Genomic DNA, 12,698 nt, shown 5'->3' with positions numbered 1-12,698 from the left:
CATAACAATGTAAGTATAAATAATTGAATGAACAAGACCTTTCGATAATTAACCACGATAAATGGTTTAAAAATCGCAGCCAAGAGTTTAAGCAACACTTACTTAAAAACGCTAAATTAATCACGTGTAATGCAGGTGATGCCTTATTTTTGCGCGGTGATGAAAATACGGGTTTGTATTGTGTAATAAGTGGGGTGTTACGTGTATCGGGCGTAAACAAACAAGGTAAAGAAGCGGTGCTTAGTTTTGTAACAAGTGCCATGTGGTTTGGTGAAGTGGCGCTTTTTGATGGCGGCAAACGAACCCACGATGTGTATGCCCATACTTCAGTGCGCCTTATACATGTGTCTGAACGAGCACTCACTCAATTGCTGAACGAACACCCGATATACTGGCATGACTTTGGGGTGTTATTAACCGAGAAAGTGAGAAGTTTGTTTGATTCTTTAGAAGATCATGCGTTACTTACGGCAAAGCAAAAAGTCAGTAAGCGACTGTATATGTTGTGCCACTCATCGGGGCAAACTAGGTTGCCACTTTCTCAGCAACAACTTGCCGATATGACTTATTTAACACGGCAAACAGTGAATCAAATATTACAATCATTGCAAACAGAGTCAGTTATTAGTCTTAAGTATCAGATAGTTGAAATAGAAAATATAGATAAACTCTTAGCTCAATGTTAGCTTGGAACTAAAATTGCTACATCTTTTCAGACAAGTTTAAAGGACGATTACGTGTGGCTATTACTTTTCATAACCAATATAAAGCTTATCATTACTCAGGCACTAATAAACTTGAGCGAGCACTGGATGTATCAGAATCAAAATTGATGCCTCAAACGTCTTCTGATGCACAAAGTCTATTAAGAAAACAACCCGAACCAAGTTCATTTTTAGAGACAGCAAACGAAGCTCTTGTTTATCGGCGCTTAGGGGTAGATAAAGAGAAAATCGATGAAATCAAAGCGCAAATAGAAAAGCTTGCGGAACAAATGCAACAACAAGGTGCAGATACCAAAGCACTGCAAGAAAAAATGAATGAGTTGCAAGGCATGCTTGATGAAGAATATCAAAAAGGACGCGAGCGCATGGGTATGCAGCCCGAAGCCGAAAAAGGCAAGGTCATCGATGCGCTAGTTTAATGTAGTTACTTTAAAATGTCGGCTAGATGACATTCTTAGTGGTAAATTTTCTGCTAATCTGAGTTTTGAACACAGTTTTGGCAGGAATAATAATGAAAACTCTCAAACAACAGCTGAGCAATTACGCCCTTTATCACCGTTCAAAACGCAATATCTATACACATTTTATTGGTATTCCCTTGATTGTGTTTGCCATTATTTGTTTATTGCAACGCGCAACAATCATACTTGAACCCGTTACGTTAACAGTGGCAAGTATTGTTATTGCGATTACGTGCCTGTATTACTTAATGCTCAGTGTTTCTATGGGGCTAATTATGGCTGTGTGCTTTGCTTTATTGAGCATTATTGCACAGCCTGTCGTTGTGCTTTCAACATCAATGTGGCTGGCTGTGAGTGTGGGCTGCTTTGTGGTGGGTTGGCTATTTCAATTTATGGGTCATTACTATGAAGGTAAAAAACCCGCCTTTGTTGATGACATTATTGGCCTCGTTATTGGACCCTTATTTGTTGTCGTAGAAGCCTTAATCATACTTGGTTTTTATAAAGATGTTGCTGATTACATTGAGCAACATGCAGGTCCACATAAAGCGTAATAACAGCAATAATAACAATAAGAAAAGGAACACACATGAATTTAAAAGATAAAATAGTTTGGGTTACGGGGGCATCATCAGGTATTGGTGAAGCACTGTGTGAACAATTGGCTGCAAAAGGGGCAATCTTGGTTTTATCTGCCCGTAATGAAGATAAATTAAAAGCGCTAAATGCACGTTTAGGCGGAATGCATCATGTTGTACCACTCGATTTAGCAGAGCCTGAGACGCTGCTTAAAGAGATGCCTGCGGTTGTTGAACGTATTAAGCGTATTGATGTGCTAATTAATAACGGCGGGGTGTCGCAGCGCAGTTTGTTTTTAGAAAACGATTTCAGTGTGTATCGCCAGTTAATGGAGGTGAACTACTTTGGCCTTATTGCATTAACGAAAGTGGTCGTGCCGCAGATGGTTAAACAAGGTATGGGCATGGTTGTATCGATAAGCAGTGTGGCGGGTAAAGTTGGCTCTAAATTCAGGACCGGTTACTCGGGCTCAAAATATGCGGTTGTGGGGTTTATGGATTGTTTGCGTGCTGAACTGGCAGATAAAAATGTCAATTGTTTAACAATCTGTCCCGGGTCAATCAAAACAGCCATTGCGCATAATTCGTTGGATGGACAAGGTAAACCACAAAATAAACCCGAAGAATCGATTGAAAATGGGATGGATGTTGGCAGAGCTGCTGCGAAAATGATCAAAGCCATAGAAGCGGAAAAGGATGAGGTTGTCGTTGGTGAAGGGATCAGCGGTTTAGCGCCGACAATTAAACGCTTTTTCCCTCGCTTTTTTAATCGACTAACGGCACGAATGAATTACCGGTAAAAGCAAAAACGTGACCGTGAATGATTATTAATTAAAAACACGCAATTAAATTGCGTGTTTTTTATACTGTGAGGTGAAATTATTTGCACTTTAATCGATAAAAGGCATGCGTTAGCTATGGTTAAACGGGGATGTATTAGCATACAATGGAGAAAAAGTAGTCCAAACAAGAGAGAACAACAATGGCCGCATTTGGTACTGTATTTATGCCACACATGATCCAAGCACGCTTTGCAGACAACACATGGAGTGAAAGCGCGCTGGTCCCATCTGATAAAATCGAATTACACGCAGGTGCTCACGTATTACATTATTCAAGCACGTGTTTTGAAGGATTAAAAGCATTTCGTCACGAAGATGGCTCGGTCTATATCTTTCGTATGGACGCAAATATTGCCCGAATGAAGCAAAGCTCAAAGCTATTAAACTTGCCTGATTTTGATGAAAGTATGCTTGAGCAAATGATCAAAGACATTGTTAAAGAGTACGCAGACGAAACGCCAGTCCCGCCGGGTTCAATGTATATTCGTCCAACCCATATTGGTACAGAAGCGGCAATTGGTAAAGCGGCTGCGCCTTCAATGAGTTCATTACTGTATGTGCTTCTTTCGCCTGTAGGTGATTATTTTGCAGGGGGTGCAACAGCACTTCGTGTATTACTTGAAGAAGACGGCATGCGCTGTGCGCCTCATATGGGTATGGTAAAAAGTGGTGGTAACTACGCCAGTGCATTAGGGCCTATTTTACAAGCTCGCTCTGAGCATCAGGCTGACCAAATATTGTTCTGCCCAGGTGGTGACGTACAAGAAACGGGTGCTGCCAACTTCATTCTTATTGATGGTGATGAAATTATCACCAAGGCACTTGATAGCACTTTCTTACACGGTGTTACGCGTAATAGTATTTTAACTATTGCCAGAGATTTAGGTATGACGGTGTCTGAACGCAACTTTACCGTAAGTGAATTACTAGAGCGTGCCGCTAAGCCAGGTACTGAAGCTGCGCTTTCAGGCACTGCTGCAGTGCTGACGTCTGTTGGTACACTTATTCATAACGACCAAGAGTTTAAAGTAGGCTCGGGCGAGCCGGGTGAGAAAGTGGCGAAGTTACGCCAAGCATTGAATAATATTCAATGGGGTAAATCACCGGACAACCACGGTTGGTTGACTAAAGTATAGGCACCCTTTTTATTGCAGAGCCACGCACTTGCGTGGCTTTTTTATTGGTATTTTACATTGGTTTACAGCCTAGGCTGTGTTTAACCGCAAATTGCTAGACTTTCTATTTCATTAACTCTATTTTCTGTTTGTTAACAATAACTAAAAAGTATGAAGATTATGATTAAGAAGACGCTTGCATGTGCAATTCTAATTGCACTGGCTGGTTGCAGTGAATCAACCACAACGAAGACAGAACAAACAGTAAAAACCGCAGAGGTAAAAGCTGCCGTGAATTATCCTGAAACTAAAAAAGGCAATGTTGTTGACGAGTATTTCGGTGAAAAGGTTGCCGATCCTTACCGTTGGCTTGAAGACGACATGAGCGAAGAGACGGCGCAATGGGTTAAAGCCGAAAATGAGGTGACATTTTCTTACCTAAAGAATATTCCTTATCGAGATGAATTAAAAACGACTCTCGAAAAGCTAATGAACTATGAAAAAGTCACTGCGCCGTTCACTGAGGGCGAGTACACCTATTTCTACAAAAATGATGGCCTACAAAACCAATACGTTGTTTACCGTAAAAAAGGTGACTCAGAGGCTGAAGTTTTCCTTGACCCTAATACATTCAGTGCTGATGGCACAACCTCTATGTCGGGATTAACGTTTACCGAAGATGGCACGCTAGCAGCGTACCAGATTTCAGAGGGTGGAAGCGACTGGCGTAAAATTATTATTATTGATACTGCCACTAAGCAGCCTATTGAAGAGGCGTTAGTTGATGTGAAATTTAGTGGTATTTCGTGGTTAGGAAATGAAGGTTTTTATTATTCAAGCTACGATAAGCCAAAAGGGAGTGAGCTGTCGGCTAAAACTGATCAACATAAAGTGTATTATCATAAGCTTGGCACTTCTCAAGCGGATGATCAGTTAGTTTATGGTGGCACAGAAGAACAAAAACATCGTTATATTGGGGCTGCTGTTACCCGCGATAATCGCTACTTGATCATCTCGGCAAGTACCTCAACATCTGGTAATAAACTGTTTATTAAAGACTTATCTAATCCAGATAGCGAATTGGTGACAATTTTAGACAACACAGATTCTGATACATCCATTATTGATAATGATGGCAGTAAATTGTATTTGGTAACAAACTTAAATGCACCGAATAAACGTGTTGTGACAGTTGATGCGAATAATCCAAGCCCAGAAAACTGGCAAGATCTTATTCCCGAAACAGACAATGTATTGAGCCTGACTAAAGGGGGAAATTACTTCTTCGCTAAGTATATGGTCGATGCTATCTCGCAAGTTAAGCAGTACGATAAATCAGGTAAGTTAGTACGCGAAATCAGTTTACCAGGTGTAGGCACAGCCTATGGTTTTAGTGGCAAGCATGACGCTGACACGCTGTATTATTCTTTCACGAATTACACGACGCCGGGTAACACTTACTCATTTGATATTGAGTCAGGGCAATCGGATGTATATCGCAAGTCGGGTGCTAAATTTAACAGCGACGAGTACGTGTCTGAACAAGTGTTTTACACATCGAAAGACGGCACGAAAGTACCGATGATTATTTCGTATAAGAAAGGCACTGAACTTAACGGTAAAAATCCAACGATTTTATATGGCTATGGTGGCTTTAATGTAAGTTTAACACCAAGCTACAGCCCAACAGTTGCAGCGTGGCTTGAGCACGGTGGTGTGTATGCAGTTGCTAATATTCGTGGCGGTGGTGAATATGGTAAACAGTGGCACATTAATGGTACACAGCTTAAAAAACAAAATGTATTTGATGATTTTATTGCGGCTGCAGAATATCTAAACGATAAAAAATACAGCTCGCCAGACTATTTAGCTGTGCGTGGTGGTTCAAACGGTGGCTTATTAGTTGGTGCGGTTATGACCCAGCGCCCAGAGCTATTCAAAGTAGCATTACCGGCTGTTGGTGTACTGGATATGCTGCGCTATCACACATTTACAGCGGGTGCAGGCTGGGCGTATGACTACGGTACTAGTGAACAAAGTAAAGAGATGTTTGACTACTTGAAAGGGTATTCACCTGTTCATAACGTAAAAGAGGGGGTAACGTACCCTGCAACGCTCGTGACGACAGGCGATCACGATGACCGTGTTGTACCTGCTCATTCATTTAAATTTGCCGCTGAGTTACAAGCAAAAGGTGCAAAACAGAACCCTTACCTGATCCGTATTGAAACTAACGCGGGTCATGGCGCGGGTACACCAACCAGTAAGATTATTGATCAGTACGCTGATATCTATGGTTTCACGCTTTATAATATGGGTGTTAAATCACTTTAATTTAATGAGTGGTAACAAAAACGCCGAGCAAAATTGTTCGGCGTTTTTTGTTTTAAACGATCGTTTTTAAACGCGTATTTTATAAATCGATTCCCAAAGCAAAAATCATTTTATAGTCTTCCTTTTCAGGCACCACGGCATTCTCGTCGGCAATCGGGTCTGCTAAGTAATCCCAAACCAGAGAGATATCAAAATCAATGTCGTCAGTAATATCAATCTCGAAACTTGCCATAGCGTATTGAGAATCTCCTCCTGTATCACTTTTGGCCGTGAGGTAGCGATAATTGAAGGTAAAGTCGATTTTTTTAGTAAGTTCATGCTCAAAATTAGTGCCAATAAAGTAAGACATTGACGCATTACTTTTGTCTTCACCGGTGGTGACAGTATCAAATTCAGTTTTTTGATATGCAGGGCCAGTTGAAAAATCCCACTCAGTTTTGTCGGTATCCATCACGTAATAACCGACACCTGCGCCTACAGTGTATTTATTAGCAATGTTTTGAAAAGGGTCACGGTAATATTCAAAAAAGATAGGACGGAAATACATTTTTTGAGTGTAAAACCAGTCGAACGTGCCATTGGCTCTAATGTTGTTTTTAGTTACTTGTTCATCGCTGGTGGTACGGTAGCCTAAAAACTCGGCTAAAAAGCGACTCGATGCCGTACGACGTTTAATATCGGCTCTGGCAGAGTATTCTGTTTGGTCTGTATTACCTCGCGATAAATCAGCACCCAAGGAAATTTTTACTGTCCACGCGCTGAGCTCACTGTCGATTGAAGGGGCAATCGACACTAAATCACGATAGCGATACTTTGCCGGTAAGTCACCGACCTTTACATAACCGCCTGATATATTGAGTGTGCCACTGAGTTCTGTGCCGTCGTTAAAGCGTACGGTGTGATGGCGGTCAGAGACAATCATATAGATATCTTCACGGTCAATTACGAGGGTGTCGAGTACATCACTGTCAAATTCAAGCTCTTTATCGTACATCGCGATAAGTTCACCTTTGAGCCATTCACCTGAGTTGAGCCTTACCCAGTCAAATTGACTGGCATCTTTAATGATGACACCACGCTCTTCTAACAGTGGATCAGGCAGGGATTCATTTGCGAAGCAAGTTAAAGGAGAGAGTAAAAGCGTGCTAATAAGCAGGTGTTTTTTGAGCATTATTCCAATCCATGTTTAATAAAATGCGAAAGAAAGTTGTTATAGTAATTAGGTACTAATTAAATACTAGCTCAATATTTTACCTCTTCAAAGTCCTTAAGCAGAGGGTAAAAATAGGCGTTGATAGGTTTTATATGCGTATTCGTCACTCATCCCCGATAAGTAATCGCAGATAATACGCATTGCGTTATCACCTTGTTGGTGTGCATTTAGCCACATTTCTTGGGTGGTTTCTGGTAGTAAACGCATTGGATCACTTGCAAACGCACTGAACAGTTCAATGAGTAAATTTTGCCCTTTAAATTCAACTTGCTGCATTTTCGGTTCACGAATTAAACGTTTAAAAACAAAGTGCTTTAACACATTAAGAATGCTTGCAAATTCATCGGGTAAACTAACCGTGTACTGCAAGATTTCTGATTCGAAATCAGCATTTTGCACCACTAAATTGGCGTGGATTATAAAAGTATTAACAAGCTCACCGATGGCATCTTTTCGCTCATATTCATGGTGTGAAAAAAGGCGCGCCGTAATAGAGCTTAAATGCGTTGTTAACCATGGTGAGTTTAGTGCTTGTAACTGCGTTAATGCATGGTTTTGCCAATCAGCTAATGTGAGTACTTCTGTGGCGATAGCATCTTCCAGGTCATGAACAGCATAAGCTATATCATCGGCAAGCTCCATGATGGCAGAGTCAATCGATTTATAATGTGTTTTTGCTCTGAATTCATCAACGTTATAATGGCGACTTAAAATGTGCTGGTCGTTTTTTGATAGTGGCGCGACAATCCAATCAAACACATCTTTGTCGTCTTTGTATAAGCCTTTTGCAGGACGCCAGTGATCAGCTTTAATAAAGCTGCGCTGCTCAGAGAGCGGTGGAATGGTGTGCCATAAGTCATCAATAAAAGCGGGGTATTTTATAAAACCAAGCAAAGTGCGGCGTGTTAGGTTCATACCATAGCCATTGCTGTATGGCTCAAGCTTAGAAACAATTCTTAGGGTTTGCGCATTTCCTTCAAAACCACCGTGTTCACGCATCATGTAATTAAGGGCTATTTCACCACCATGACCAAAAGGAGGGTGCCCAATATCATGAGCAAGGCACAAGGTTTCAAGTAAGCTACCACTGGGGAAATGGCTAAAATTTGGGTGTTGTTTTTTAAGGTGGCGCAGTAGACCACTGCCTATTTGTGCGACTTCAAGAGAATGGGTGAGGCGAGTACGATAAAAATCGTTTAGGCCAATGCCCATTATTTGAGTTTTAGCTTGTAAACGTCTAAATGCTGCCGCGTGAATTATACGAGAGCGGTCAACCTGCCAGGCAGTGCGGTTGTCGTTTGGGCGATATTTTTGCTGATCAATGATACGCGCTTGCCAAGACTGGCACATAAATAGAACCTTATAATTACTCGCTCAGTTGCCCTTTAGTATACGCAAGCACTTGAAAATTGCGAGTAAATTGGACGTGATTCGCAGCAAGTCATGTTGAGTTAGGGCAAAAAAATACGCTGATATTCGCGAAAAAATTAGCTCTTTGATATAATCCGCCTTTGTGTGTGCGTGGCTTTACCGCACATGAGTTGTAGTTTATTTGAGAGAATACATGCTTAAGTACGTTTTTCGAGGTTTACTGACCGCTTTTTTTGCATGGGCGTTATTATCGCCTTTCATGAATCAAGATGTTGCAGTGGAGGAGGCCGACCAAACCGAGGCAACTCAGCAGGGTAAACAGCGAGTAATTAAAAAAGAAAAGCCATTACATAATGTAAAACTGCCTGACTTTGCGGGCTTTGCTGATGTAAAAGAAAAGAAACAGGCGTTTTTTGATTTTATTCGTCCCCATGTTGAAGCTGAAAACAAGAAAATTCTACAGCAGCGTGCCAGCTTAGAAATTGCACGTATGATGCTAGAATATAATGAGCCTCTGACGAGTAAGCAGCTGTCTGATATTAAGAAAATTCTTACCAGTTATAAATTACCAACAAGTATTGATGTATTGTCTTTGACACAAGCACTGCGTCGTGTTGATATCATTCCAAAAGAACTTGCCTTAATGCAGGCGGCGAATGAGTCAGCATGGGGAACATCGCGTTTTGCGCGTATTGGCTTAAACTTTTTTGGCCAATGGTGTTATAACAAAGGCTGTGGCATGGTGCCACGACGTCGTGCAAATGAGGCGGCTCATGAAGTGACGGCATTCAAATCTGTTCGTGCTGCTGTAAGCTCTTACTTTAAGAATATTAATACCCATGCGGCGTATAAAGATTTACGCACAATCCGTGCAGATTTACGTCGCCAACAAAAACCGATTGAAGCGACAAAACTAACCCAAGGGTTGTTATCGTATTCTGAGCGACGTGAAGCATACATAGAAGAATTAAACACGATGATTAATCAGAACAGAGCATATTTTGATGAATAAAATCTTTTTATTGTTAAAAGTGGTGGGTGTGATCAGTGCATTAAGCGTTACGAGCTTTAAAGCAACTGCCAGTGAGTTTGTGATTGCATATGACGGTTTTTACGACCGTTTAAAAGTCGTAAACAAGGGGGAGTTTCAGTACGCACAAGTTAACTTTTATTTAAGTGATATTGCCACTAACGAAGTATGTACGATTAAGTCAGGTAAAATTCTGACCGAAAAACAAGAGTTCGATTTAACGTACACTGACAATGCACAGCTGTTATTGCCTTTTGATAAGCAGTTAGACACGGATAAAGCCGTGATTGTCGTACAGCCTAAAAACCCTCAGCATGATTGCCAATTAAAGCTGCAAATTGAAGCAACAGAGCTTAGTAACTTTGCACTAACAAAAGCGAATTTATTTGAGCTTAACCAAGAGTTTGATGAGCTTTTATCTGATTTATCGGGCTTTTTTGTTAGCAAACTAATGTGGTTTTTATTACCTGAGCAACAAGGAGTCGTACTTAAATTTGACGCTCCTGCAAGTATGTCGGGTGAGGGGGTTAGCTGTAAAGAAAACCGCTGCACGATTAAAATCACTGATGAGTGGCAAGATGACAAAACTCTACTTAATAGCAGTGCAAAGCTTATTAGTGCAACGCCGTGGATTGTAAAATAGCTGAGTAATATTTTTTATAGCATAGCTAATTATTCAAAAAAGGATCTTTACAGGTCCTTTTTTGTTGCTTTTAAATTACGCTTTAATGATTTATACCATTTTGCAAAAATACTTAATCATTTTGAGTGATTAAACCAGTCGCTACCTACGTTAAAAATTTCTGATTTACGACTGCATGGATGCAGGAGGTAGAGCAATGCAGGAGCAATTGCCGAGAACAATTAAATAACTAAATTTTTGCCTTGTTATCAACGCGGTTTTATTGCCTCAAAATAGACCACTTAATTAAGCACAATGGTATTAATCTGAAAAATCTATATCTAACACTATCTCTTAAATACAAACAAAGCATGTCACATAAATTGATTTGGTGGATAAGGACGTTCGAATGTATCTCAATGAGGCATCTAAACTGTCTGGGGCAACACAAAGAGCAATAAGGCTCTATGAATCAGTGGGATTACTGACTGTTTCTAGGGTTGGAAAGTATCGAGTTTATAATCAAGAGAATATTTATTTAATCAAATTAATAAAAGAGGCTCAAACTCTGGGAGTTGCACTGTCAGATATGGTTGCTTTGAAGGGAGAAAACGAGGATTTTGATTGGCAGGCTGTCAGCCATTGCCTTATTCAAAAGCAAGCTGCAGTCGAAGAAAAGATAAAGGAGCTTGAAGTTTAAAGAGAGCGCATTAAAAATTACCGAATTTCAATTGATAAGTGTATTCAAGAGCTTGACTCTTACCCTTAGGTGAGAGTTTACACTGTGTCCTCACTCTAAATGGATATGTCAGTGTATGAAAAGAATATTAGTAATCAATGCTAACCCCAAACTAACCAGCCTGTGTAAATCTTTAGCGGAACAGTATGCAGCAGTTGCCATAAAAAAACATGACGTTAAGCACGTTAATATCGGTGACTTGAATTTCGAAATGAACTTAGCCGAAGGCTATGACAAAGTGATTGATTTAGAGCCTTGTTTAGCAGATCTCCAAGAGAAGATTCTGTGGTCTGAGCATATTGTGATTGTTAGTCCTGTTTGGTGGGGAACCATGCCTGCTAAGTTTAAAGGGGCGATTGATAGAGTTTTTTTACCGGGGTTTTCGTTTAAATATGTCGAAGGTAAATCAATACCGAAAAAGTTATTAAAAGGACGTACATCAGAGTTATTAATAACGTTAGATACCCCTGCTTTTTGGTATAAATACATTCAAGGGAATGTTATCTATAAGAATTTTAAACATTGTATTTTGGACTTTTCTGGCATTAAAAATAAAACCACTACATACTTTGGGCCTGTTATAAATTCCAGTAGCAATAAAAGAAAAGTCTGGCTTGAGAAAGCAGCTCGATTAGGAGCTAAAGTTAGTTAGATAATTCTTTACCAAAAATAAAAAGGAGAGCTTCTTTGCTCTCCTAATAATTAGTTAAATGTGTTTTTAAACCATTAGCTTAGGTTAATTGTCACAACGTCACTAATGTGTTCGTCATCAAGCGCAGGCTGTTTTGGGATATCTGGCTTATCAAGGGCGATATCGCCACCATCAATTACATCACCTGTTTGCAGGTCTTTAAAATTGAATAAGTCTTTATCAGCTAAGTGCGACGGCACGACGTTTTGCATTGCCGTGAAAATGCTTTCAATACGACCTGGATGCTGTTTATTCCACTCAGCAAGCATGGCTTTTGTGTGTTTACGCTGCAAGTTTTCCTGAGAGCCACATAAGTTACATGGAATAATAGGGAATTCCATACGCTCTGCGTATTTTTCGATATCGACTTCTTTACAATATGCCAGTGGGCGAATCACCATATGCTCGCCGTTATCGCTCATTAATTTAGCGGGCATACTTTTTAATTTACCGCCGTAGAACATATTTAAGAACAACGTCTCTATCATGTCATCGCGGTGGTGACCAAGGGCAATTTTAGTCGCGCCCATTTCTTTCGCTGTACGGTATAAAATACCGCGACGAAGGCGTGAGCACAGTGAACAGGTTGTTTTACCTTCAGGAATAATATCGGTAACAATGCTGTAGGTGTCTTCTTCAACTATTTTGTATTCAATACCGAGTTTATCTAAGTATTCGGGTAAAACGTGCTCAGGAAACCCTGGTTGCTTTTGGTCTAAGTTAATCGCGAACAAATCAAACTTAACCGGTGCGACACGTTGTAGATGCTGTAATGTATCTAATAGGGTGTAGCTGTCTTTGCCGCCTGATAAACAGACCATGATACGATCGCCATCTTCGATCATATTAAAGTCCATAACGGCTTGGCCGGTTAATCGACGTAAGCGTTTTTGTAACTTATTAAAGTTATATTGCGCTTTAGCTTCTGCTGAGTGAGACACTACGCCCCCTTATAAATACATGGGTAAAATAAAGGG

At 40.4% G+C, this 12,698-nt stretch carries 12 protein-coding genes and 1 pseudogene; 10 read left to right on the top strand and 3 right to left on the bottom strand.

From position 1 onward, the window contains the following. The first annotated feature begins 23 nt into the window (after positions 1-23). The 6 genes and pseudogenes from ACSSVW_RS04530 to ACSSVW_RS04505 all read left to right on the top strand — a co-directional run bounded on the left by ACSSVW_RS04530 (position 24) and on the right by ACSSVW_RS04505 (position 6,055). Positions 24-686: a Crp/Fnr family transcriptional regulator gene (locus ACSSVW_RS04530; RefSeq protein WP_036967820.1), complete on the top strand. Its 663-nt coding sequence runs from the start codon at positions 24-26 to the stop codon at positions 684-686. Between the two features lie 53 nt (positions 687-739). Next, positions 740-1,144, top strand: a complete 405-nt coding sequence (locus ACSSVW_RS04525) for a hypothetical protein (protein WP_454178926.1) — start codon at positions 740-742, stop codon at positions 1,142-1,144. A 92-nt stretch (positions 1,145-1,236) separates the two neighbouring features. Then, a complete protein-coding gene (locus ACSSVW_RS04520) occupies positions 1,237-1,740 on the top strand; it encodes an Mpo1 family 2-hydroxy fatty acid dioxygenase (protein ID WP_454178925.1) in 504 nt (167 codons plus the stop codon). Positions 1,741-1,775: 35 nt separating this feature from the next. After that, positions 1,776-2,564, top strand: coding sequence for an SDR family oxidoreductase (locus ACSSVW_RS04515; protein ID WP_454178924.1), 789 nt, complete (start codon positions 1,776-1,778; stop codon positions 2,562-2,564). 176 nt (positions 2,565-2,740) lie between these two features. Then, a pseudogene (locus ACSSVW_RS04510) lies at positions 2,741-3,742 on the top strand (branched-chain amino acid aminotransferase); the annotation flags it as partial. Between the two features lie 159 nt (positions 3,743-3,901). Beyond that, the gene (locus ACSSVW_RS04505) at positions 3,902-6,055 is read left to right on the top strand and encodes a prolyl oligopeptidase family serine peptidase (RefSeq protein ID WP_036967836.1); all 2,154 of its coding nucleotides are present in this window, start codon (positions 3,902-3,904) and stop codon (positions 6,053-6,055) included. Between the two features lie 79 nt (positions 6,056-6,134). Here the strand turns inward: ACSSVW_RS04505 and ACSSVW_RS04500 are convergent, their stop codons facing one another. Continuing rightward, the gene (locus tag ACSSVW_RS04500; RefSeq protein ID WP_083202724.1) at positions 6,135-7,226 is read right to left on the bottom strand and encodes a DUF481 domain-containing protein; all 1,092 of its coding nucleotides are present in this window, start codon (positions 7,224-7,226) and stop codon (positions 6,135-6,137) included. 96 nt (positions 7,227-7,322) lie between these two features. Continuing rightward, a complete protein-coding gene (locus ACSSVW_RS04495) occupies positions 7,323-8,618 on the bottom strand; it encodes an anti-phage deoxyguanosine triphosphatase (protein WP_036967839.1) in 1,296 nt (431 codons plus the stop codon). A 214-nt stretch (positions 8,619-8,832) separates the two neighbouring features. Between ACSSVW_RS04495 and ACSSVW_RS04490 the strand changes: the two genes are divergently transcribed. The 4 genes from ACSSVW_RS04490 (at position 8,833) to ACSSVW_RS04475 (ending at position 11,682) form a co-directional block, all read left to right on the top strand. Further along, positions 8,833-9,651, top strand: coding sequence for a glucosaminidase domain-containing protein (locus tag ACSSVW_RS04490; RefSeq protein WP_454178923.1), 819 nt, complete (start codon positions 8,833-8,835; stop codon positions 9,649-9,651). Positions 9,652-9,733: 82 nt separating this feature from the next. Next, positions 9,734-10,312, top strand: a complete 579-nt coding sequence (locus ACSSVW_RS04485; protein ID WP_405127523.1) for a DUF2987 domain-containing protein — start codon at positions 9,734-9,736, stop codon at positions 10,310-10,312. A 388-nt stretch (positions 10,313-10,700) separates the two neighbouring features. Further along, positions 10,701-10,991: a MerR family transcriptional regulator gene (locus ACSSVW_RS04480; RefSeq protein WP_454178922.1), complete on the top strand. Its 291-nt coding sequence runs from the start codon at positions 10,701-10,703 to the stop codon at positions 10,989-10,991. A 115-nt stretch (positions 10,992-11,106) separates the two neighbouring features. Further along, positions 11,107-11,682, top strand: coding sequence for an NAD(P)H-dependent oxidoreductase (locus ACSSVW_RS04475; RefSeq protein WP_182394983.1), 576 nt, complete (start codon positions 11,107-11,109; stop codon positions 11,680-11,682). A 74-nt stretch (positions 11,683-11,756) separates the two neighbouring features. Here ACSSVW_RS04475 and ttcA read toward each other — a convergent pair whose 3' ends face one another. Beyond that, entirely contained in the window at positions 11,757-12,662 is a 906-nt protein-coding gene (gene ttcA / locus ACSSVW_RS04470) for a tRNA 2-thiocytidine(32) synthetase TtcA (protein ID WP_065978506.1), read from the bottom strand. Between the last annotated feature and the right edge of the window lie 36 nt (positions 12,663-12,698).

It is taken from the genome of Pseudoalteromonas sp. MBR-15 (assembly GCF_053628915.1).
Note: the sequence above shows the minus strand (reverse complement) of the source record. Positions and strands in the feature narration are given on the sequence as shown.